Origin of the sequence: Herbidospora yilanensis (genome assembly GCF_001570565.1) — a bacterium.
Lineage (GTDB): Bacteria > Actinomycetota > Actinomycetes > Streptosporangiales > Streptosporangiaceae > Herbidospora > Herbidospora yilanensis.
Genome location: NZ_BBXE01000028.1, coordinates 56225 through 78496 on the forward strand (window position 1 = coordinate 56225; position 22272 = coordinate 78496).

24 protein-coding genes are annotated in these 22272 nt (G+C 70.4%); 5 read left to right on the forward strand and 19 right to left on the reverse strand.

Annotated elements, in window-relative coordinates; genetic code table 11:
• Window positions 1-47: 47 nt before the first annotated feature.
• From metK to pyrR, 14 genes are all read right to left on the reverse strand, one after another.
• On the reverse strand, window positions 48-1235 hold the full coding sequence (gene metK / locus AW273_RS22390) for a methionine adenosyltransferase (RefSeq protein WP_062351275.1): 1188 nt from the start codon (window positions 1233-1235) through the stop codon (window positions 48-50).
• A 90-nt stretch (window positions 1236-1325) separates the two neighbouring features.
• Window positions 1326-1682, reverse strand: a complete 357-nt coding sequence (locus tag AW273_RS22395; protein ID WP_062351279.1) for a hypothetical protein — start codon at window positions 1680-1682, stop codon at window positions 1326-1328.
• A gap of 71 nt (window positions 1683-1753) precedes the next feature.
• The gene (gene coaBC, locus AW273_RS22400) at window positions 1754-2953 is read right to left on the reverse strand and encodes a bifunctional phosphopantothenoylcysteine decarboxylase/phosphopantothenate--cysteine ligase CoaBC (RefSeq protein WP_062351282.1); all 1200 of its coding nucleotides are present in this window, start codon (window positions 2951-2953) and stop codon (window positions 1754-1756) included.
• A 982-nt stretch (window positions 2954-3935) separates the two neighbouring features.
• Window positions 3936-4205 carry a DNA-directed RNA polymerase subunit omega gene (rpoZ, locus tag AW273_RS37385; RefSeq protein ID WP_030450373.1) on the reverse strand — a complete coding sequence of 90 codons (270 nt, stop codon included), beginning with the start codon at window positions 4203-4205 and terminating at the stop codon, window positions 3936-3938.
• 12 nt (window positions 4206-4217) lie between these two features.
• Window positions 4218-4781 (reverse strand): guanylate kinase, encoded by a 564-nt coding sequence (gene gmk, locus AW273_RS22410; protein ID WP_062351285.1) that lies wholly within the window; start codon window positions 4779-4781, stop codon window positions 4218-4220.
• A gap of 148 nt (window positions 4782-4929) precedes the next feature.
• Entirely contained in the window at window positions 4930-5253 is a 324-nt protein-coding gene (gene mihF, locus AW273_RS22415) for an integration host factor, actinobacterial type (RefSeq protein ID WP_030450375.1), read from the reverse strand.
• 161 nt (window positions 5254-5414) lie between these two features.
• On the reverse strand, window positions 5415-6119 hold the full coding sequence (gene pyrF, locus AW273_RS22420; RefSeq protein WP_062351288.1) for an orotidine-5'-phosphate decarboxylase: 705 nt from the start codon (window positions 6117-6119) through the stop codon (window positions 5415-5417).
• Complete coding sequence (locus AW273_RS22425) at window positions 6116-7063, reverse strand: dihydroorotate dehydrogenase (protein WP_062351292.1); 948 nt, start codon at window positions 7061-7063, stop codon at window positions 6116-6118. The genes pyrF and AW273_RS22425 overlap by 4 nt, the downstream gene beginning before the upstream one ends.
• Window position 7064: 1 nt before the next feature.
• Complete coding sequence (locus AW273_RS22430) at window positions 7065-7883, reverse strand: dihydroorotate dehydrogenase electron transfer subunit (protein ID WP_062351585.1); 819 nt, start codon at window positions 7881-7883, stop codon at window positions 7065-7067.
• 56 nt (window positions 7884-7939) lie between these two features.
• A complete protein-coding gene (carB, locus tag AW273_RS22435) occupies window positions 7940-11218 on the reverse strand; it encodes a carbamoyl-phosphate synthase large subunit (protein ID WP_062351295.1) in 3279 nt (1092 codons plus the stop codon).
• A complete protein-coding gene (carA, locus tag AW273_RS22440) occupies window positions 11211-12314 on the reverse strand; it encodes a glutamine-hydrolyzing carbamoyl-phosphate synthase small subunit (RefSeq protein WP_062351298.1) in 1104 nt (367 codons plus the stop codon). The genes carB and carA overlap by 8 nt, the downstream gene beginning before the upstream one ends.
• Entirely contained in the window at window positions 12311-13600 is a 1290-nt protein-coding gene (locus AW273_RS22445; RefSeq protein ID WP_062351301.1) for a dihydroorotase, read from the reverse strand. Before AW273_RS22445 ends, carA begins: the two co-directional genes overlap by 4 nt.
• Complete coding sequence (locus tag AW273_RS22450) at window positions 13597-14511, reverse strand: aspartate carbamoyltransferase catalytic subunit (RefSeq protein ID WP_062351304.1); 915 nt, start codon at window positions 14509-14511, stop codon at window positions 13597-13599. Before AW273_RS22450 ends, AW273_RS22445 begins: the two co-directional genes overlap by 4 nt.
• Window positions 14508-15068 (reverse strand): bifunctional pyr operon transcriptional regulator/uracil phosphoribosyltransferase PyrR, encoded by a 561-nt coding sequence (pyrR, locus tag AW273_RS22455; RefSeq protein ID WP_062351307.1) that lies wholly within the window; start codon window positions 15066-15068, stop codon window positions 14508-14510. The genes AW273_RS22450 and pyrR overlap by 4 nt, the downstream gene beginning before the upstream one ends.
• Before the next feature lie 390 nt (window positions 15069-15458).
• On the opposite strand from pyrR, the gene bldD reads away from it, so the two are divergent.
• The 4 genes from bldD (at window position 15459) to AW273_RS22475 (ending at window position 18421) form a co-directional block, all read left to right on the forward strand.
• Complete coding sequence (gene bldD, locus AW273_RS22460; protein ID WP_030450384.1) at window positions 15459-15953, forward strand: transcriptional regulator BldD; 495 nt, start codon at window positions 15459-15461, stop codon at window positions 15951-15953.
• A 103-nt stretch (window positions 15954-16056) separates the two neighbouring features.
• Window positions 16057-16269, forward strand: a complete 213-nt coding sequence (locus AW273_RS22465; protein WP_062351310.1) for a DUF3040 domain-containing protein — start codon at window positions 16057-16059, stop codon at window positions 16267-16269.
• Window positions 16270-16306: 37 nt separating this feature from the next.
• On the forward strand, window positions 16307-17530 hold the full coding sequence (locus tag AW273_RS22470; RefSeq protein ID WP_062351313.1) for an arginine deiminase: 1224 nt from the start codon (window positions 16307-16309) through the stop codon (window positions 17528-17530).
• 6 nt (window positions 17531-17536) lie between these two features.
• Window positions 17537-18421 carry a universal stress protein gene (locus tag AW273_RS22475; RefSeq protein WP_062351315.1) on the forward strand — a complete coding sequence of 295 codons (885 nt, stop codon included), beginning with the start codon at window positions 17537-17539 and terminating at the stop codon, window positions 18419-18421.
• On the opposite strand, the gene AW273_RS22480 is transcribed toward AW273_RS22475, so the two are convergent.
• From AW273_RS22480 to AW273_RS22500, 5 genes are all read right to left on the reverse strand, one after another.
• Complete coding sequence (locus tag AW273_RS22480; RefSeq protein WP_062351318.1) at window positions 18418-18804, reverse strand: VOC family protein; 387 nt, start codon at window positions 18802-18804, stop codon at window positions 18418-18420. The two genes, AW273_RS22475 and AW273_RS22480, sit on opposite strands and share 4 nt — an antisense overlap.
• Before the next feature lie 43 nt (window positions 18805-18847).
• Window positions 18848-19411 (reverse strand): NADPH-dependent FMN reductase, encoded by a 564-nt coding sequence (locus tag AW273_RS22485; RefSeq protein ID WP_062351322.1) that lies wholly within the window; start codon window positions 19409-19411, stop codon window positions 18848-18850.
• Window positions 19412-19539: 128 nt separating this feature from the next.
• Window positions 19540-19950 carry a winged helix-turn-helix transcriptional regulator gene (locus AW273_RS22490; protein ID WP_232327546.1) on the reverse strand — a complete coding sequence of 137 codons (411 nt, stop codon included), beginning with the start codon at window positions 19948-19950 and terminating at the stop codon, window positions 19540-19542.
• 124 nt (window positions 19951-20074) lie between these two features.
• The gene (locus AW273_RS22495) at window positions 20075-20536 is read right to left on the reverse strand and encodes an SAV_6107 family HEPN domain-containing protein (protein WP_062351325.1); all 462 of its coding nucleotides are present in this window, start codon (window positions 20534-20536) and stop codon (window positions 20075-20077) included.
• 338 nt (window positions 20537-20874) lie between these two features.
• Complete coding sequence (locus tag AW273_RS22500; protein ID WP_062351328.1) at window positions 20875-21648, reverse strand: L,D-transpeptidase family protein; 774 nt, start codon at window positions 21646-21648, stop codon at window positions 20875-20877.
• A gap of 144 nt (window positions 21649-21792) precedes the next feature.
• Here AW273_RS22500 and AW273_RS22505 point away from each other — a divergent pair, with 144 nt between their 5' ends.
• Entirely contained in the window at window positions 21793-22257 is a 465-nt protein-coding gene (locus AW273_RS22505) for a YbaK/EbsC family protein (protein ID WP_439648641.1), read from the forward strand.
• The last annotated feature ends 15 nt before the right edge of the window (window positions 22258-22272 follow it).

Consider the following 22272-nt stretch of genomic DNA (forward strand, 5'->3'; position numbering starts at 1 on the left):
GCAGCAACCAAAAGATCCCCGGGCCGGAGCCCGGGGATCCGGGAAGACTACAGACCGGCGGCGGCGCGCAGCGCGCCGGCGCGGTCGGTCGACTCCCAGGAGAAGCCGTCGCGGCCGAAGTGGCCGTAGGCGGCGGTCTCGGAGTAGATCGGGCGGAGCAGGTCGAGGTCGCGGATGATCGCGGCCGGACGCAGGTCGAACACCTGGAGCACGGCGGCCTGGATGGCGGCGATCTCGACGGTCTCGGTGCCGAAGGTCTCGACGAACACACCGACGGGCTGGGCCTTGCCGATGGCGTAGGCGACCTGGACCTCGGCGCGGTCGGCGAGGCCGGCCGCGACGATGTTCTTGGCGACCCAGCGCATGGCGTAGGCGGCCGAGCGGTCGACCTTCGACGGGTCCTTGCCCGAGAAGGCGCCGCCGCCGTGGCGGGCCATGCCGCCGTAGGTGTCGACGATGATCTTGCGGCCGGTGAGGCCGGCGTCGCCCATGGGGCCGCCGATCTCGAAGCGGCCGGTCGGGTTGACCAGCAGGCGGTAGCCCTCGACCACGATGTCGAGGTCGGCCAGGACCGGCTCGACGACGTGCTCGCGGATGTCGGGGGTCAGCATCTCCTTGAGGTCGATCTCGGGAGCGTGCTGGGTCGACACGACGACCGTGTCGAGGCGGACCGGCTTGTCGCCGTCGTACTCGATCGTGACCTGGGTCTTGCCGTCGGGGCGCAGGTAGGGCACGGTGCCGTTCTTGCGGACCTCCGACAGGCGGCGGGCCATGCGGTGGGCGAGCGTGATCGGCAGCGGCATCAGCTCGGGGGTCTCGCGGCAGGCGTAGCCGAACATGAGGCCCTGGTCGCCGGCGCCCTGGCGGTCGAGGTCGTCGGCCTGCTGCTCCTCGCGGTGCTCGATGGCGTCGTCGACGCCCTGAGCGATGTCGGGCGACTGGGCGCCGATGGAGACCGAGACGCCGCAGGAGGCGCCGTCGAATCCCTTGTGGGAGGCGTCGTAGCCGATCTCGAGGATCTTCTCGCGGATGACGCCGGGAATGTCGACGTAGGTCTCCGTCGTCACCTCGCCGGCGACGTGGACCTGGCCGGTGGTGATCATCGTCTCGACGGCGACACGGCTCTTGGGGTCGTCCTTGAGCATGGCGTCGAGGACCGCGTCACTGATCTGGTCGGCGATCTTGTCGGGGTGGCCCTCGGTGACCGACTCGGAGGTGAACAGGCGACGGGACAACTCGTGGCTCCTCATGCAGCGGCTGCTGTCGGCTAAATGGCTTCGCTGAGTGTAGCCGGACGACCGTCACCCCCGCGAAACCGTCTCACGTTACAAGTCGGGTAGCGGATCCCTCGGGAGGTCCCCCGGCGCGAACGCCTCGGCGTCGGCCGCCCCGACGACGGCGACGTACTCGTCGGCGACCTCGAACGACACGCCGCCGAGCTCGATGACCGGACCGGGCGAGAAGTCGACCGGGCCGAGGCGGGTGCGCCGAGGATGGCGCGCCCACACCGACGCGGGTTCGTGCCGGCCGAACACCTTGGTGGCCAGGACCGTGATCGACCGGTCGGTCACCACGACGAGATAGCCGGCGCCCTCGGCGTGGGCCGGGAAGACGTAGCGCAGGTCCTCGCCCGGCGGGAGCAGGGCGCGGCAGCGTTCCCGGATCGCGGCGGACACGGGCATGGCCATCTCCTTCAAGGGCCAAACGAGCCTTTTATGGGCCCCATTCCCTCTTTGTCCCGCGAACCGGCGGGTTACACCAGCCTCGCGGCGATCAGATCCCAGACGACCCCGGCGAGGTCGTCTTTGGGCCCGCGCGGGATCTCGACCGGGTCTCCCCCCGCCACCAGGACGGTCGCCGCGTTGTCGGGCGTCCCGAAGGCGAGGTTCTCCCCCACCTGATTGACGACGAGCAGGTCGCAACCCTTCCGCGCGAGCTTGGCCTGCCCGTTGGCCAGCACGTCGTCCGTCTCGGCCGCGAACCCGACGATCACCGCGGGCGATTTCTCCCCCGCCCGGCGCCGCTCTCCGAGCTCCGCCAGGATGTCGGGGTTCTTGGTGAGATGAATGGCCTCGGGCTCGTCGCCGGTTTTCTTGATCTTCGTACGACTCGGGGCGACCGGCCGGAAGTCCGCCACCGCCGCCGCCATGACCACCGCGTCGGCGTCGGCCACGGCGTCGAGCACGGCCTCGCGAAGCTGCCGCGCCGACTCGACCCGGACGACGTCCACCCCCGCCGGGTCGGGCAGCGAGACGTTGGCCGCCACGAGCGTGACCGCGGCCCCCCGGGCGGCCGCGACGCGGGCCAGCGCGTACCCCTGAAGCCCCGACGACCGGTTCCCGATGAACCGCACGGGGTCGATGGCCTCCCGCGTCCCTCCCGCGGAGACGACCACCCGCCGCCCCGCGAGATCGGCGGCGCCCCCGGCGAGCACGTCGCGGCACACCTGGAAGATCGCCGCGGGATCGGGCAACCGCCCCTTCCCGGAGTCGGCCCCGGTCAGCCGCCCGACGGCCGGCTCGATCACGATGGCCCCCCGCGCCCGGAGGGTCGCGACGTTGGCCTGGGTGGCCGGGTGCTCCCACATCTCGGTGTGCATCGCGGGCGCGAACACGACGGGACACCGCGCCGTGAGCAACGTGTTGGTCAGCAGATCGGAGGCCAGCCCATGAGCCGCCTTGGCGAGAATGTCCGCGGTGGCCGGCGCCACGACGAGAAGATCGGCACTCTGCCCGATCCGCACATGCGGAACCTCCTCCACCGAATCCCACACCTCAGCGGAAACGGGATTCCCGGAAAGCGCCGCCCACGTCGGCGCCCCCACAAACCGCAAAGCATCCCGCGTAGGCACAACACGGACAGAATGCCCCGATTCGGTAAACAACCGAAGAAGTTCACACGCCTTATAGACCGCGATCCCCGCGGAAACCCCCAACACCACCCGATTCGCCACAGAGAAACCCTACCGACCCCTCTCCCGCCAATCGGCGCACCCCACCGGGAGCACAGCCCGAACAAGAATCTTCTTCTATTCCGTTACGGCTCCGCCCACCCGACACCACCCGCCGCACACGGCCCCCACCGCCGTCTCCGCCAACCACCGCACAACAACCCACCGCAACGAACAGACGGGCAACCAAGCCGACACCCCAGCCTCCCCCGCCCCCTCACCCAAGTCGCGCCCCCCGCCAAAGAGTCGCGCGAGCCGCCAAAGAGTTGCGCGAGCCGCCAAAGAGTTGCGCGAGCCGCCAAAGAGTTGCGCGAGCCGCCAAGAAGAAGAGAGCGCCCGAGGCAGAGAGAGTGGCTGAGGCAGAGAGAGTGGCCGAGGCAGAGAGAGTGCCCGAGGCCAGGAGAGTGCCCGAGGCCAGGAGAGTGCCCGAGGCCAGGAGAGTGCCCGAGGCGAAGAAGAGAGCACCTGAGGCCGCCGAACAAGGAACCCCGGTCACCAACGGGCAAAGTGCCTGGCCGAGAAGGCCGCAGGCACTCCGGCGGTCATCACCTGACCGGCGAACTCGACAGAGACACCAGCCGCCCGGAGGTCTTCTTCGTGATCAATCACCTACGGCCACGGTCACCAAGATCTCGGCCAAGTACACCTGGCGCACGCCGAAGCACCCGAAGATGCCCGTCCCACCACCAAGCGACCGACTGCGGGCAAGAGCAGACGTACACGACCAAACGAAAAGGCCCGGAGGTGAACAAGAGTGTTCATCCCCCAGGCCACACAGAACATCCAGGGCAATCAAAAACCGCAGCTCGTATGGTGCCCGCTCGGGCGCGCCCGTGTCTGGACCGAGGAGCGCAGGAGAGCGAAGCGAACCGGAGCGACGAGGGAAGACACGGGCTCAAAGCGCCCGAGCCGCGCGTGCGGAGCACGCGCCGTATACACAGCCCGAGCCGCGCGTGCGAAGCACGCGCAATCAAACACGCGCGTACTACACAGCGCCTTCGATCGGCTCCGACGTCAGCAGGCCCTCGGAGACCTCGCGCAGCGCGATCGACAGCGGCTTCTCCTGGGCGTGGGTCTCGACCAGCGGGCCGACGTATTCGAGCAGGCCCTCGCCGAGCTGGGAGTAATAGGCGTTGATCTGACGCGCACGCTTGGCGCCCATGATGACCAGGCTGTACTTGCTGTCGACCACGTCGAGCAGCGAGTCGATCGACGGGTTGGTGATGCCCTCGGCGTAGGCGGAGCTGGTGGTCACAGTAGGGGTCCCCTAGCTAGTCGGATCGTCGGCCATCAAATCTATCAGCCGCCGACATACCTCTTGCACCGACGTGTTGACAAGGGTGAGGTCGAATTCTTTCTCGGCCGCCATCTCGACCCGCCCGGCCTCAAGGCGGCGGGCGATCACGTCGGGTGGTTCGGTGCCGCGTCCGCGCAGGCGGCGTTCGAGCTCTTCCCAGGTCGGTGGGGCGAGGAAGACGAGCAGGGCCTCGGGCATGCTGGCCCGGACCTGGCGTGCGCCCTGGAGGTCGATCTCGAGGAGGGTGGGTTCACCCTTGGCGAGGCGTTCCTCGACGGCGACGCGGGGGGTGCCGTAGCGGTTGCCGGCGAACTCGGCCCACTCCAGCAGGTCTCCGTCGGCGACGAGCCGGTCGAACTCGGCGTCGTCGGCGAAGAAGTATTCGACCCCGTGGGTCTCCCCGGGGCGGGGTTTCCGGGTGGTCACCGAGACCGACAGCCACACCTCTGGGTGTGCCCGCCGGAGCTCGGCGACGACCGTGGACTTGCCGACGCCGGACGGCCCGGACAGGACCGTCAGGCGTGTCAGAGGCATGGAGTCACCGTATCGCGCCCCGTCCCCTCCGGTTTCCGCGGCCTCGTGAGCCGTGCCGCCGTCGGACCAGGACGTCGTGGTCAACTCAATGCCCCTCTGGTGTCACGCGATCCCCGGCCATCCCGGGGGATGGCCGAAAGCGTACGCCTCAGCTTTCCGCGCCACCGAATTCGCGCTCCAGAGAAGCGCGCTGGTTGGCGCCAAGTCCGCGCACGCGGCGGGATTCGGCGATACCAAGACGTTCCATCAGCTGCTTGGCGCGGACCTTGCCCACGCCAGGGAGCGACTCAAGCAGAGCCGAGACCTTCATCTTGCCGATGACGTCGTCGGTCTGCCCATCCTTGAGCACCTCGGCAAGAGACACCGCGCCATGCTTGAGGCGGTTCTTGACCTCAGCACGCTCCTTGCGGGCCTTCGCAGCCTTCTCAAGTGCTGCGGCGCGCTGCTCGGGGGTCAGGGGAGGAAGAGCCACGCCGGGTCACCTCGAATTTCTGTCGATGTACTCGGACGAGAGGGGAAATTAGCTGGTCCTTGCCCCTTCCGGCAACGTCAAGACCTGTTTCTAGCAAAGAAATCCAAATAAACTACGCCCAGTAATCGCCATTTAACTGTCCGTCGATGAAAACGGCCTCATCAGGGGCGGGACAGTGATGTGCGCCTCAGTGCCGCGGCGATGGCCGCGGCGCTCGCTCCGGGGTCGGCCGAACCGGTGATCGGGCGTCCGATCACGAGGAGGTCGGCGCCGTCGGCAAGCGCTCTCTCGGGGGTCGCGACGCGCGCCTGGTCCTGTGAGGCGGCGCCCGCGGGGCGCACTCCGGGGGTGATGAGGGTGATGTCCTCCCCCACCTCGGCCCGGACGGCCGCGACCTCCATGGGCGAGCACACGAGCGCCTGGGCCCCCGCGCCCACGGCGAGGACGGCGAGGCGGCGTACGGCGTCCTGAGGCGGCCCCTGGAGGCCGATGGCGGCCAGGTCGGCCTCTGACAGCGAGGTGAGCACCGTGACGGCGGCGATGCGCGTCTGAGGGGCCGCCTCGACGGCCGCGCGGATCATCGCGGCGCCGCCGGAGGCGTGGACGGTCAGGAAGGCGGGCTTGAGCCGGGCGACGGCCTTGGTGGCGCCGGCGACGGTGTTCGGGATGTCGTGGAGCTTCAGGTCGAGGAAGACCTGCACGCCGCTGGCGCCCCGCACGGAGGCGATCACGTCGGGGCCGTAGCGGAGGTAGAGCTCCAGGCCGACCTTGACGGTCGAGACGTGGGGGGTCACCAGGCTCGCCCAGCGGGCCGCGGTCTCCAGGTCGGGCGCGTCCAGGGCGACGGCGATGGGTGCGGGCGTCACGGGGAAATCTCCTCACGGTCGGTGCGGTGGGACGGGCGGTGGGCCAGCCCCACCGCGTCGGCGAGCCGGTCGAACCCGCGCTCCTGGAGGAGTTCCTCCAGCTCTCTGAGCACGCGGTGGCCGGCGTACGGGTCGTGGAACAGGACCGTACCCACCGCGACCGCGCAGGCTCCGGCCAGGACCAGCTCAAGGGCGTCGCGGCCGCTCGTGACGCCGCCCATGCCGATGACGGGGGTGCCGGGCAGGGCGGCGTGCACCTGCCAGACGCACTTGACGGCCAGCGGCCGGATCGCGGGGCCCGACAACCCGCCGGTGCCGGCGGCCAGGGCGGGGCGCATGCGGTCGACGTCGATGGCCATGCCGACCGGATTGTTGATCATCGAGAGGGCCTCGGCGCCGCCGTCGACGCACGCCTTGGCGATGGCCACCACGTCGGCCACGTCGGGCGTGAGCTTGGCGATCACGGGCAGGTCGTAGCGGGCGGCGGTCCGGACGGCCGAGACGACCTCGCCGGCGGCCGAGGGGTCGCGGGCGAAGACGCGGCCCCGGTCCTCGACGTTGGGGCACGACAGGTTGACCTCCAGCGCGGTCACGCCGGGGGCGTCGGTGAGCTTGCGGGCCAGCGCCGAGAACTCGGCGACGCTGCCGCCGCCGATCGACACGACGGTCCGGGCGCCGCGCTCGGCCAGCCAGGGCAGCTCGCGGTCCAGGAAGACGTCGACCCCCGGCCCCTGGAGCCCGACGGCGTTCAGAAGCCCTGAGGGCGTCTCGGCCATGCGGGGGGTGGGACGGCCCGCCCGGGGCGCCATCGTGATCGTACGGGTCGTCAGGGCCCCCAGGCGGGTCACGTCGGCGAAGGGGGCCAGCTCGCGGCCGGTCCCGGCGCAGCCGGAGGCGGTCAGGATCGGGTTGGGCAGCTCGACGTGCGCCAGGTAGGTGCGCATGTCAGCGGGCACGGTCGCCTCCCGGCGCCCCGTGGGCGTCGAACGGGATCGTGCCGACGTCGTCGAACCGCACCCGCTCGCCCCGGAAGACCGGCCCGTCGACGCACGCCCTGGTCATGCGGGTGACGCCGTCGTCGCCGATCACGGGAACGGTACAGGTCATGCAGAGCCCGATCCCGCACGCCATCAGCTCCTCGACGCTCACCTGCACGGGGATGTCGAACTCGGCGCACACGGCGGTCACGCCGCCGAGCGTCGCCATCGGCCCGCAGGCGTAGACGACGTCGGCGTGCGTGTCGGCGATCACCCCGGGCAGCACGTCGACCACCGACCCGCGTACGCCGAGGGAGCCGTCGCGGGTCGTGAGGGTGGCCGTCTCGGCCATGCGGCGGGCGCGCAGAGCCCCGAAGACGCGGTCGGAGGAGGCCGCCCCGAGCACGAAGTCGACCCGGCAGTTGCGCTGCTGCAGCGCGTCGGCCAGGGCGAACAGCGCGGCGGCGCCGTACTCCGAGCCGACCAGCAGGCAGGTGGCGGGGTCGCGCGGCAGCGGGAAGGGCCGCCCCAGCGGGCCGATGAGATCCAGCGGATCACGGGCCCGCCGGTCGGCCAGCCAGGCGGTGCCCGCGCCGCGCACGGTGAAGACCAGCTCGACGGTGCCGCCGTAGTCGGGCTTCACGTCGTGGACGGCGAAGGCCCGGCGGGTGAGGGTGGAGGTGCGCGGCCCGCCCACGGCGACGGTGACGAAGTGGCCGGGCCGGAACCGGTCGGCGATGCCCGGCGCCACGACGGTCAGCGCGTGGTAGGCGTCGACCCGGCGCATGGTCAGCACCGTCCCCGTCACCTGCACCGGGCTCCCGGCCACGTCGTACTCCCTTGTCAGCCCCTGAGGCGCTGAGCGTGCTCCTGCAGCGAGCGCACGCCCACGTCGCCGCGGACGATGTGCTGGATGCCCTGCACCGCGGCGGCCAGGCCCTGGACCGTCGTGATGCACGCGATGCCGCGCAGCACGGCGGCGGTGCGGATCTCGTAGCCGTCGAGCCGCGGCCCCGACTGGCCGGGGCTGCCGAAGGGCGTGTTCACGATGAGGTCCACCTCCCCGTCGAGGATGCGCCGCACGATCGTCGGCTCGCCGTCGGCGCCCGGACCGTCGCTCTGCTTTCGCACGATCTTGGCATGGACGCCGTTACGGCGCAGCACCTCGGCCGTACCCTCCGTCGCCAGGATCTCGAAGCCGAGCTCGGCCAGCGCCTTGACGGGGAAGATCATCGCCCGCTTGTCCTTGTTGGCCACCGACACGAACGCCCTGCCCTTGGTGGGCAGGCCGCCGTAGGCCGCCTGCTGCGACTTGGCGTAGGCCGAGCCGAACCCGGCGTCGACGCCCATGACCTCGCCGGTCGAGCGCATCTCGGGGCCGAGCACGATGTCGACGCCGCGGAACCGGTCGAAGGGCAGCACCGCCTCCTTGACCGCGATCGGCGAGTCCATCGGCAGGGTGCCGCCGTCGCCGCTCTTCGGCAGCATGCCCTCCTCGCGCAGCCCGGCGATGGTGGCGCCCATCATCACCCGGGCCGCCGCCTTGGCCAGCGGCACCGCGGTGGCCTTGGACACGAACGGGATGGTCCGGCTGGCCCTGGGGTTGGCCTCCAGGACGTACAGGACGTTGGCCGCCATGGCGTACTGGACGTTCAGCAGGCCGCGCACGCCCACGCCGCGGGCGATGGCCTCGGTGGCGGTCCGGATGCGCTTGATGTCGAAGCTCCCGAGGGTGATCGGGGGCAGCGCGCAGGCCGAGTCGCCGGAGTGGATGCCGGCCTCCTCGATGTGCTCCATGACGCCGCCGAGGTAGAGCTCCTCGCCGTCGTACAGGGCGTCGACGTCGATCTCGATGGCGTCGTCGAGGAACTTGTCGATGAGCACCGGGTGGTCGGTCGCGGCCTTGCCCATGTACGTCGTGAGCGTGTCGTCGTCGTACACGATGGCCATGCCGGCGCCGCCCAGGACGTAGCTGGGCCGGACCAGCACCGGGTAGCCGATCTCCTCGGCGATGGCGCGGGCCTCGTCGACCGACAGGGCGGTGCCGTGGCGGGGGGCGGGCAGGCCCGCCTCGGCCAGGACCCGGCCGAACGCGCCGCGCTCCTCGGCGAGGTGGATGCTCTCGGGCGGCGTGCCGACGACCGGGACCCCGGCGTCCTTCAGCGCCTGGGCCAGCCCCAGCGGGGTCTGGCCGCCGAGCTGCACGATGACGCCCGCGACGGGACCGGTGGCCTGCTCGGCGTGCACGACCTCCAGCACGTCCTCCAGGGTGAGCGGCTCGAAGTAGAGCCGGTCGGAGGTGTCGTAGTCGGTCGAGACGGTCTCGGGGTTGCAGTTGACCATGACGGTCTCGAACCCGGCCGCGGCCAGCTCGAACGAGGCGTGCACGCACGCGTAGTCGAACTCGATGCCCTGCCCGATGCGGTTCGGCCCGCTGCCGAGGATGATCACCTTGGGCCGGTCGCCCGCCGGGACCTCGGTCTCCTCGTCGTAGGTGGAGTAGAGGTAGGGGGTCTTGGCCGCGAACTCGGCCGCGCAGGTGTCGACCGTGTTGTAGACCGGCCGCAGCCCGAGGGCGTGCCGCAGGTCGCGGACCCGGACCTCGTCGAGGCCGAGGATCTCGCCGATCTGGACGTCGGAGAAGCCGTGCTCCTTGGCCTTCTTCAGCGTCGGACCGTCGAACTCCGTGATGCCCTCGGCGACCTCGTGGATGAGGAAGAGCTGGTCGAGGAACCACGGGTCGACCTTGGTCGCGTCGTGGAGCTCCTCCAGCGTGGCCCCGGCGCGGATGGCCTGCTGGATGGTGCGCAGGCGGCCGTCGTGCGGGACCCGCATCCTGGCGATCAGCGACTCCTTGGAGGCGACGGGACCCGTCCAGGAGAACTGGGAGTGCTTCTTCTCCAGGGAGCGCAGCGCCTTCTGCAGCGCCTCGGGGAAGGAGCGGCCGATGGCCATCGCCTCGCCGACCGACTTCATGTGGGTGGTGAGGGTCTGGTCGGCCCCGGCGAACTTCTCGAACGCGAACCTCGGGACCTTGACGACGACGTAGTCGAGCGAGGGCTCGAACGAGGCCGGGGTCTCCTTGGTGATGTCGTTGGGCACCTCGTCGAGCGTGTAGCCGACGGCCAGCTTCGCGGCGATCTTGGCGATCGGGAAGCCGGTGGCCTTGGAGGCCAGCGCGGACGACCGGGAGACGCGCGGGTTCATCTCGATGACGATCATGCGGCCCGTGGCGGGGTCGACGGCGAACTGGATGTTGCAGCCGCCGGTGTCGACGCCGACCTCGCGGATGACCGCGATGGCGACGTCGCGCATGTTCTGGTATTCGCGGTCGGTCAGCGTCATCGCGGGCGCGACGGTGACCGAGTCGCCGGTGTGCACGCCCATCGGGTCGATGTTCTCGATGGAGCAGACGATGACGACGTTGTCGGCCCGGTCGCGCATCACCTCCAGCTCGAACTCCTTCCAGCCGAGGATCGACTCCTCCAGGAGGACCTCGGTGGTGGGCGAGGCGTCGAGCCCGGCCCCGGCGATGCGCCGCAGGTCGGCCTCGTCGTGGGCGAAGCCGGAGCCCGCGCCGCCCATGGTGAAGGAGGGCCGGACCACGACGGGGTAGCCCAGTGTCTCCGCACCCGCCAGGCACTCGTCCATCGTGTGGCAGATGACGCTGCGGGCCGACTCGGCGTTGAGACCGTGTTCTTCGGCGACCTTGGCGACGATCTTCTTGAACTTCTCGCGGTTCTCGCCGGCCTGGATGGCGTCGAAGTTGGCGCCGATGAGCTCGACCTCGTAACGGGTCAGCACGCCGCTCTCGTGGAGGGCCACCGCCGCGTTGAGGGCGGTCTGGCCGCCGAGGGTCGGCAGCAGCGCGTCGGGGCGCTCCTTGGCGATGATCTTCTCGATGATGTCCGGGGTGATCGGCTCGACGTACGTGGCGTCGGCGAACTCCGGATCGGTCATGATCGTGGCCGGGTTGCTGTTGACCAGGATCACCCGGAAGCCCTCGGCGCGCAGCACGCGGCAGGCCTGGGTGCCCGAGTAGTCGAACTCGCAGGCCTGCCCGATCACGATCGGCCCGGAGCCGATCACCATGATCGACTGGATATCCGTCCGCTTAGGCACCCATGACCTCACAGAACTCGTCGAACAGGTAGGCCGCGTCGTGGGGTCCGGCGGCCGCCTCGGGGTGGTATTGCACGCTGAACACCGGCCGGTCGAGCAGGCGCAGGCCCTCGACGCAGTCGTCGTTCAGGTTGACGTGGCTCACTTCGGCCCGCCCGTAGGGGGTGTCGAAGGGACCGTCGAGGGGGGCGTCGACGGCGAAGCCGTGGTTGTGGGCGCTGATCTCGACCTTGCCGGTCCGCCGGTCCTGGACGGGCTGGTTGACGCCGCGGTGGCCGTAGCGGAGCTTGTAGGTCCCGAGGCCCAGCGCGCGGCCGAGGATCTGGTTGCCGAAGCAGATGCCGAAGAACGGCTTCCCGGCGTCCAGAACCTTTCGCAGGGTCTCCACCGCGTGGTCGGCGGCGGCGGGGTCGCCGGGGCCGTTGGAGAAGAACACCCCGTCGGGGTCGAGCGCGAGGATCTCCTCGGCGGTCGCCGTGGCGGGCAGCACGTGCACCTCGCAGCCGCGCTCGGCCATGCGGTGGGGCGTCATGCCCTTGATGCCGAGGTCGACGGCGGCGACGGTGAACCGCTTCCCACCGATCGCCGGGACCACGTAGGCCTCGGTGGTGGCGACCTCGGCCGCGAGGTCGGCCCCGGTCATCTCGGGGCTGCGCCGGACCCTCTCGACCAGTTCCGGTACGGGGGGCAGCGCGTCGCCCGAGAAGATGCCGGCCCGCATCGCGCCCCGCTCGCGCAGGTGGCGGGTGAGGGCGCGGGTGCCGCGCATGGCGATCCCGACCACGTTCTGCTCGCGCAGGTAGTCGTCGAGCGACCGGTTGGCGCGCCAGTTGGAGTGGACGCGGGCGGGTTCGCGGACGACGTACCCGGCGACCCAGACGCGGCCCGACTCGGGGTCTTCGTCGTTGACGCCGGTGTTGCCGATGTGCGGCGCGGTCATCGCGACGATCTGGCGGTGGTAGGAGGGGTCGGTGAGGGTCTCCTGGTAGCCGGTCATGCCGGTGTTGAAGACCATCTCCCCGAACGTCTCCCCGACGGCGCCGTAGGGCACCCCCTCGAAGACGCGGCCGTCCTCCAGAACCAAGAGCGCGGTCATACCAACTTCCCATCCAGAACAGTGGGGCGGCCCCGCAGGAGGGTCGCGACGACGCGGCCCGGCAGGGTGAGGCCCTCGTAGGGCGTGTTGCGGCTGCGGGACACCATCGCCGTCGGGTCGACCGGGGTGCGGACCGCCGGGTCGTACAGGGTGATGTTCGCGGGCGAGCCCACTTCGAGCGGCAGGCCCTGGCCCGAGAGGCGGCCGATGCGCGCCGGTCGGGCCGACATGCGGTCGGCGACGCCGGCCCAGTCGAGCAGGCCCGTCTCGACCATGGCCTCCTGGACGACGCTGAGCGCCGTCTCCAGGCCGATCATGCCCATGGCCGCCGCGGCCCACTCGGTCTCCTTGTCCTCCACCGGGTGGGGCGCGTGGTCGGTGGCGACGCAGTCGATCGTGCCGTCGGCGAGGGCCTCGCGCAGGGCGGTGACGTCGTCGTGGGTGCGCAGCGGCGGGTTGACCTTGTAGATCGGGTTGTACGGCCCCACCGGCGACGCCTCGGCGCAGGAGTCGGTGAGCAGCAGGTGATGAGGGGTGACCTCGGCGGTCACGTTCCAGCCCTTGGACTTGGCCCACCGGATGATCTCGACGGAACCGGCGGTCGACACGTGGCAGACGTGCAGCCGCGACCCGACGTGGGCGGCCAGCAGGCAGTCACGCGCGATGATCGCCTCCTCGGCTACCGCCGGCCATCCGGTGAGCCCGAGCCGCCCCGAGACCTCCCCCTCGTTGAGCTGGGCGCCCTCGGTCAGGCGCGGCTCCTGGGCGTGCTGGGCCACCACTCCGTCGAAGGCCTTCACGTATTCGAGCGCCCGCCGCATCAGCACGGCGTCGCTGACGCACTTGCCGTCGTCGGAGAACACCCGCACGCGGGCCTGGGAGTCGGCCATCGCGCCGAGCTCGGCCAGGTGCTTGCCCTCCAGGCCGCTGGTCACCGCCCCGACGGGGTGGACGTCGCAGTGGCCGGCCTCCTGGCCGCGCCGCCAGACCTGCTCGACCACGCCGGCCGTGTCGGCCACCGGGGAGGTGTTGGCCATCGCGTGGACGGCCGTGAACCCGCCCATGGCGGCGGCGCGGGTGCCGGTCTCGACGGTCTCGGCGTCTTCGCGGCCGGGCTCGCGCAGGTGGGTGTGGAGGTCGACGAGGCCCGGCAGGGCGATGAGCCCGTCGGCCTCGATGACGGTGTCGCCGCCGAGCCCGGCGCCGATCTCGGAGATCAGCCCGTTCGCGATGAGGATGTCGCGCGGCTCGCCGCCCAGGATGCGGGCGTTCCTGATCACGATCACTGGTTCTCGCCTCCGATGAGCAGGTAGAGCGCGGCCATCCGCACGGTCACCCCGTTGCCGACCTGCTCGACGATGGTCGACCGGGGGGAGTCGGCCACCTCGGCGGAGATCTCCATGCCGCGGTTCATCGGCCCGGGGTGCATCACGATCGCGTCGTCGTGGAGCCTGGCGAAGCGGTCGCGGTCGAGGCCGTAGCGGCGGCTGTATTCGCGGGCGCTGGGGAAGTAGGCCGCGTTCATGCGTTCGAGCTGCACCCGCAGCATCATCACGACGTCGGCCTTGGGCAGGACGGCGTCGAGGTCGTAGGACACCTGGCACGGCCAGCGCTCCACCGAGACCGGCAGCAGCGTCGGCGGGGCGACCAGGGTCACCTCGGCGCCGAGGGTCGACAGCAGCAGCACGTTGGACCGGGCGACCCTGCTGTGCAGGATGTCGCCCACGATGGCGACCTTGAGGCCCTCCAGGCGGCCCAGGCGCTGCCGCATCGAGAAGGCGTCGAGGAGCGCCTGGGTGGGGTGCTCGTGGGTGCCGTCGCCGGCGTTCAGCACGCTCCCGCGCACCCAGTTGGCGAGCCGGTGGGGCGCGCCGGAGGCGCCGTGGCGGATGACCACGGCGTCGGCGCCCATGGCCTCCAGGGTCAGCGCGGTGTCCTTGAGCGACTCGCCCTTGGAGACGCTCGACCCCTTCGCCGAGAAGTTGATCACGTCGGCCGACAGGCGCTTTGCCGCGGCCTCGAAGGAGATCCGGGTGCGGGTGGAGTCTTCGAAGAACAGGTTCACCACGGTCCGGCCGCGCAGGGTCGGCAGCTTCTTGATGGAGCGCTCGGAGACGCGGGCCAGCTCCTCGGCGGTGTCGAGGATGAGCAGGGCCTCGTCGCGGGAGAGGTCTCCGGCGGAGATCAGGTGCTTCACCGGTCGGCTCCCTTCAGCAGCTCGACGGCGTCGCGGCCGTCGATCTCGGAGAGCAGGACCTTGACCTTCTCGCTCTTGGCGGTCGGCAGGTTCTTGCCGACGTAGTCGGCGCGGATGGGGAGCTCGCGGTGGCCCCGGTCGACCAGGGTGGCGAGCTGCACGGCCTTCGGGCGGCCGATGTCGCCCAGCGCGTCGAGGGCGGCTCTGACCGTACGGCCCGAGAAGAGCACGTCGTCGACCAGGACGACGGTCCTGCCGTCGATCCCCCCGGCCGGGACGTCGGTCTTCCCGAGGGGCCGGGCCGGGCCGAGCCGGAGGTCGTCGCGGTACATCGTGATGTCGATCGAGCCGACCGGAACCTGCACGCCCTCGAACTGGGCCACGCGCTCGGCGAGGCGATGGGCGAGGGTGGCGCCGCGGGTGGGGATGCCGAGAAGGACGACGTCGGAGGCGCCGCGGGTCCGTTCGAGGATCTCGTGGGCTATCCGGGTGAGGGCCCGGTGGATGTCCGGCCCTTCGAGCACTGCCCTGGCGAGCTGATTTTGGGCATGCGTCATCGGAAAGTTCACCGCCTTTCCCGCCTCACGGGACGGGTCTTAAAAGGGTGTCTGGCCACCGAAACCCTACCAGGCCCCCTACCGCTGCCAGCGGGGACGGGTCCCATGGCAGGTAGGAGGGCGCCCGGTGTGGAGCGCCCGAAATCCGAAGGATGCTCGGTTCTCGCCGAGAGCACGGTTTCGCCATCTTTTCCCAATCGACTTGACCTTTGACTGTGACGGCTTTACCGTCACTGTCCGTAACCACAACTCTCGACCTTCCTGGGTAAAACCCGACGCAACGGTCACCGTTGGTACCTGCCCCCAGGTGCCGCACCCGGTGAACCGGGCATACGGGACGTGGGCACACAATCAAGTAAGAACAGACATAGAAAGCCGGGGGCCCAAACGATGCCGTCTGACTACGCCAAGTCGCTTGGCGCGCGGCTGCGCGCGATCCGAACACAGCAGGGCTTGTCGCTGCACGGGGTGGAGGAGAAGTCCCGCGGCCGCTGGAAGGCCGTCGTGGTGGGCTCCTACGAGCGTGGCGACCGCGCGGTGACCGTGCAGAAGCTCGCCGAGCTGGCCGATTTCTACGGGGTGCCGGTGTCCGAGCTGCTTCCCGGGGGCACCGCGCCCTCCCCGCTGCTGCCCACGCCGAAGCTCGTGATCGACCTTGAGCGCCTTGGCCAGTTGCCGAAGGACAAGGCCGGCCCGCTTGCCCGCTACGCGCAGACCATCCAGTCGCAGCGTGGTGACTACAACGGCAAGGTGCTGAGCATCCGCCAGGAGGACCTGCGCTCCCTGGCCGTCATATACGACCGGTCCCCGGCCGAGCTGACGGAGGAGTTCATCGCCTGGGGCGTCCTCGACGCCGAGGCCCGCCGCGCCGTCGAGTCGTTCTGACCCCGCGATCACCCCTTCCGCGAGCCGGGGTGATCGCGCTGGCCATTTCGGACAAACAACGCTAAAACTTCCTTCACGGTTTCCCCAGGTGGAGGAAGATCACATGAGGCTGTCCCGGGCCGAGCGGCGCGTTCTCGACGAGATCGCGCGGCAGTTCCGCCAGAGCGACCCCCAGCTCGCCCAGGACCTCGCCGGGCCCCCCGAGGAGCGGCAGGTCCCCATCCTCCCCGCCTTCATGACCGGCCGTCCCGCCATGGCCGTGGCCGGAATCGTGCTGATTACCGCGTTTCTGATGCCCTTTATGGCTATCAACTAGCGTTTGACCACATTCGGTGACGGGCAGGTCGCCGAGCATGACGTTCACCGTCGCCTCCGAGGTCGGGCGCCTCCACCACGTGCTGCTGCACGCCCCCGACCTGGCGCTGAAACGGCTCACCCCCACCAACATGGCCGATCTGCTCTTCGACGACGTGTTGTGGGTCGCACGGGCCGTCGAGGAGCACGAGGAGTTCCAGCGCGTCCTGCGCGAGCGGGGCGTGCGGGTCACCCTGCTGCACGACCTGCTGCGCGAGACCGCCGAGATCCCCGAGGCCCGCAAGCACATCCTCGACGGCAGCGTGGAGGAGCGGTTCTTCGGCCCGATGGCGGCCGACGCGATCCGCAACACCCTCGACTCCCTGTCGGCCGCCGGCCTCGCCTCCCACCTGACCGGCGGGCTGACCAAACGGGAGACCCTCGACCTCGGCTGCGACCCCAAGTCGCTGTTCTTCCACTCCCTCGACCCCGACGACTTCGTGCTGCCGCCGCTGCCCAACCACCTCTACACGCGCGACACCTCGTGCTGGGTCTACGACGGCGTCTCGGTCAACACGATGCGCAAACGGGCCCGCCGCCGCGAGACGGTCAACATGGAGGCCGTCTACCGCTTCCACCCGATGTTCGCCGGCGAGCGGTTCGGGGTCTGGTATCCCGGCACGTCCATGGCGCCCGCCACCATCGAGGGCGGCGACGTGCTGGTGCTCGGACGGGGGGCCGTGCTGGTCGGGATGAGCGAGCGCACCCAGCCGCAGGCGATCGAGATGCTGGCCAAGAACCTGTTCGCGGCCGGTTCGGCCTCGGTGATCGTGGCCCTGCGGCTGCCGCAGGCCCGCGCGTTCATGCACCTCGACACGGTGATGACCAACGTGGACGTCGGGGTGTTCACCAAGTACGCGGGGCTGGGCATGTTGCCGTCGTACACGATCGAACCCGGCGACACCGAGAAGGAGCTGAAGGTCACCGACCACCCGCCCGAGGACATGCACCGCGCCATCGCCCGCGCCGTCGGCCTCGACGACATCCGGGTGCTGACCCCGACCCAGGACGTGCACGCCGCCGAACGCGAGCAGTGGGACGACGGCTGCAACGTGCTGGCCGTCGAACCCGGCGTGGTCATCGGCTACGAGCGCAACACCACCACCAACAACTTCCTGCGCGCCAGCGGGATCGAGGTCGTCACGATCAGGGGCAGCGAACTGGGCCGGGGGCGGGGCGGCCCGCGCTGCATGAGCTGCCCGCTGCTGCGCGACGGGATCTGAGCCGGCGTGAACATCGTCACCGGGTTCGCCCCCGACGACCGGGGCCACGACGCCCTGGCGCTGTCGGGTGTCATCGCGCGGGCGCTGGACGCGCACGTGACCGTCGCGAACGTGCGCCCGGCGGCGTGGGAGACGCCCGGCCCCGGAGGGGCCGACGCCGAGTGGAAGGCCTACCTGCGGGAGCGGTGGTCGGCGGCCCTGAGCGCGGCGGAGAAGGCCGCGGAGGAGGCCGGCTTCGACGACGCGGAGGCGGCCACCACCGCCCACCGCAGCGCGGGCCTGGGCCTGATCCGGCTGGCCGCCCAGGGGAACGGCGACCTGATCGTCATCGGCTCGGCCCCCCACGGCCCCGCCGGCCGCATCGCCGTCGGCGGCACCGCCGACCAGCTCCTGCACAGCAGCCGCACCCCCGTGGGCATCGCCCCGAAGGGCTACGCGACCGACCCGCCGGCCACCCTGACCCGGATCACCTTCGCCTACCATAAGTCCCCCGCCTGCGAAGACGCGCTCCTGCTGGCGATCCGGGCGGCCGGGCGACTCCAGATCCCGCTCCGCCTGCTCACGGTCCTGCTGAAGGAACGCGGCACCCCCCGCGTGCCGGAGGACGTCCTGGAGCAGGTCCACGCCCGCTGTGAACACGACCTCCGGGCGGCCGTCCGCAGCCCCCGCCGGACCGCCGCCCTCCCCCGGGGCGTCACCACCGAGGTGGTGGCCGGCCCCGACGCGGCAAAGGCGCTGGCGGAGACCGGCTGGGTGCCCGGCGAACTGCTGGTCTGCGGTTCGAGCTCGGCGGGCCCGCTGCGCCGCGTGTTCCTCGGCGACATGTCGCTGAAGATCCTCCGGGCGGCCCCCTGCCCCGTGGTCGTGCTCCCCCGCTCGGCCACCCACTAGCCGAGCAGGTCCCAGCGGTTGCCCGCGACGTCGAGGAAGACCGCCACCCGGCCGTACGGCTCGGTGCGCGGCACGGTGACGAACTCGACACCCGCGTCGGTCATCTTCCGGTACGCGCCGTCGAAGTCGCCGACCCGCAGGAAGAACCCGACCCGTCCGGCGACCTGGTCACCGACGACGGCCCGCTGGCGCTCGCCGTCGGCCCGCGCCAGCAGGATGCCGGTGTGCCCGCCGGGCGGGCGCACCACGACCCAGCGCTTCGGGCGCCCGTCGTTGGTGAACGACGGCGAATCCTCGGCCAGGTCGAAGCCCAGGACTCCGACGAAGAACGCGATGGCGGCGTCGTAGTCGTCGACGACGATCGTGACCAGGTCGATGCGCACGAGCGGCGATCGTACCGGCGCCCCGGCCTCGCGGGGGTCCGGTTCAGGAGGCCTGGCGCAGGGGCGCCAGCGCGCGGCTCCAGGCGACGACCTCGTCGAGCATGGTGGTGAGCGTCGCGACCTGGTAGGCGCTGGCGTTCAGCTTGGTGAACTCGACGAAGTCGGTGAACAACGACAGCGCCACGTTGGTGCGCACGTCGGCGAGCTTGAGCTCCCCGCCGATCAGCCGCAGGTGCTCGGCCGCCCGCGCCCCGCCCACGCCCCCGTAGGAGACGACGCCGAACGCCTTGTTGTTCCACTCGGCGAACAGGTAGTCGATGGCGTTCTTCAGCACACCCGAGGTCGAGTGGTTGTATTCGGGCGTCACCATGACGAAGCCGTCGTAGGAGGCGATCTTCGCGGCCCACGCCTTGGTGTGGTCGTTCTTGTACTGGCCCATGAGCGGGGAGACGGGCTCGTCGAAGTGCGGGAGCGGGTAGTCGAGCAGGTCGATGATCTCGAAGGTGGCGTCGGTGCGCTGCGATGCGTGGTCGTACACCCATCGGGCGACCTGCTCGCCGTTGCGTCCGGGCCGGGTGCTGCCGAGGATGATGCCGATGCGCGTCATGGGGAGAGATCCTCTCGCCGAAGGCGGCGATCAAGCTCGCCACCTGCTCAGTAACTTATGAGTACTGAGTACACGCCGGTAACCGGTTACTTCAACTAAACCCGGTCACACCAAGTGGACCGCCCTCGTCATTCGAGCTCGCCGGCCGCCGCGTCGAACGCGCAGCGGTTGGCGACGATCGTGTCCTGGTTGTCGGCGGCCCACTGGGCGAGGCCGATGACCGGGGCGGTGAGGGTGTGCCCGAAAGGGGTGACCTCGTATTCGACGCGGGGCGGGATCTCGGGGTAGATCGTGCGCTTGACGATGCCGTCGCGTTCGAGGTTGCGCAGCGTCAGGGTGAGCATCCGGCGGGAGATGCCCGGGGTGGTGTTGAGCAGCTCGGTGAAGCGCATCGACCCGGTGTCGAGCAGGCCGATCAGGATCAGGGACCACTTGTCGCCGATGCGGTCGAGGACGGAGCGGAAGACGTCGGGGTCGTGTTCGAGACACAACCGCCCCATGGAACGCATGACCCGGTCGGCTTCGACTTCGTGAGACATGACGGCACCCCGCTATCGCTTTTCGGTTACCAAACCATACCTCAGGTGTGAAGCGGTAACCGACCAGCTCAGGCGAGACCGGGTGCGGCCGGATGCGGCGGGGAAACACATCCGGACGCCCGCGCTATCCCGCCATGGGCAGGGTCTCCTGGGTGGTCACGCCGAGGGTGGACTCGATGATGGTCACGAACGCCGTCGCCTCGGCGATGAGCTCCTCCGCGTCGTGGACGCTCACCAGGTGGACCAGCCCGGCCTCGGCCGCGGCGCGCTTCTTGGCGCTGACGGCGAAGTAGGCGGCCCACTGGGACAGTTCGGGCTGGACTTCGGGAAGGAGCTCCCACGCGCTGCGCAGGCGGCGGCGACGGCCGTCGATCGGCTGGGGGCGGGCGGCGAGGATGGCCGCGGCCGAGCGGAGGGCGGCGAGATGGGCGTGGATGTAGCGGTCGGCCGGGTTGCCCGCCTGTGCCGCGTCGGCGAGGCAGGCGCGTGCGTCGGTGAGATGCGCGAGGACGGTCCGCGACACCTTGGGCCCGCTGGCGGGCCCGGTCGGGGCGGCCCCGTTGCCGTTCTGCTGCGGTCCGGTCATGGTGGTTCGGCCTCCTAAACGAGTGGCCACCGGCGGTCTCGTCGCCGGTCAGGGTCAACAGTCGCAGACCCCACCGACATTTCCGCCGGATCGGGCGGCCGGACGAGGAGCTTCCCCTCTCCCCGTCCGGCCCGAAGCTGTGGGGCCGCGACACCCGCCCTTCCGCCGATGGCCGGCGCCCGGACCCACGCGGTGAGAGCGAGCCGCGAGTCCCGCTCCCACCTTCATCGAACATAGTTTCGATCAACATCAAAGTCAAGAAACTTCGAAAGCCCGTTCGACAGGAGGCAACGGAAAAGGCCCCGCCGACCGGCGGGGCCTTTTCGAGAAATTGGGTGTCAGCGCTGGAACTTCCCGCGCACGTGGACCGGCACGCCCTTGCCCAGGAGGCCGGGCAGGACCTCGGCGACGTGCATGGGGAGGCGCACGCAGCCGTGGGAGGCCGGGTAGAGGGGGACCGACAACGCGCCGTGGAAGGCGATGCCGCCGTTGAAGAAGATGGGGTTGTAGAGCTGGCCCAGGTAGGACCTGTGCCAGCCGTCGCGCCGCCACGTCGTCTTGAAGTTCCCCGTCGGGGTGCGGGCGTCGCCGGTGAACTTCTGGCGGGTGCCGTTCCACGTCGCGTATTCGACGTAGGGGACGCCGCTGCCGCTGGAGATGTGCGAGATCAGCTTGATTCGGCCCTTGACGTACAGGACCAGGATCTGGGTCGTCAGGTTGACCTCGGCGCGGGTCGGCCTGCCGTTCGGGACCAGGACCTTCGGGAGCTTGGGGTTCTCCAGGGCGCGCCAGGTCCTGGACGCGATGGTGCTGGTCGGCTTGATGCCGTTGACCTTCTGGAAGGCCCAGACGGCCGACTGCGTGGCGCCGCCGTAGCGGCCGTCGATCTTGCCGGGCAGGTAGCCCAGTTCCCTCAGGCGCGCCTGCAGGGTCTTGACGACGCTGCCCTTCGCGCCGATTTTCAGCGTCTTGCCGGGTGAGATCCAGTCAGCGGCCGTCTGTACGGTCTGCTGCACGGCCACCGGCGCCGCCATGGCCGGTGGTGACATCGCCAGCACGGCCCCCGCCGTGACCATGGCGGCGGCGACAGCCAGATGCTGCCGAACCCCCATTGCTACCAACCCCTCCAAAAGTGCACAAACTCGGGTCAATGGACCATAACCCAAGGGCCGATTGGTCCAAGTGGAGGGCATGGTGTCGTTATCAACACGCCATGTCCCATCCGATCTGTTTAGAGTTGGCGCGTGCCAGAAAAGTTGCCGCCGAGCGCTGTCCATATCGCCGGAATCCTCCGGGCCCACGGGGCTACGGGAGAGGTCGTGCTCCTGGAGGACGCGGCGCCGACCGCCGCGACGGCCGCCGCCCAGCTCGGGTGCGAGGTCGGCGCGATCGCCAACAGCCTCGTCTTCGACGCCGACGGGGCCCCGCTGCTGGTCCTGACCAGCGGCGCCCACCGGGTCGACACCGGCCTGGTCGCGTCGCTGATCGGGGTGGCGAAGGTACGCCGGGCCACCCCCGAGTTCGTCCGCGAGCACACCGGGCACCCCATCGGCGGGGTGGCGCCCATCGGCCATCCGGCGCCGGTGCGCACCCTCGTCGACACCTGGCTCGGCAAGCACCCGGTCGTCTGGGCCGCCGCCGGCCATCCCCACACGGTCTTCCCGACGACGTTCGACGAGCTCGTCGCCCTGACCGGGGGTACACCCGCCGACGTGGCGTGATCGGCTAGGGTGCGG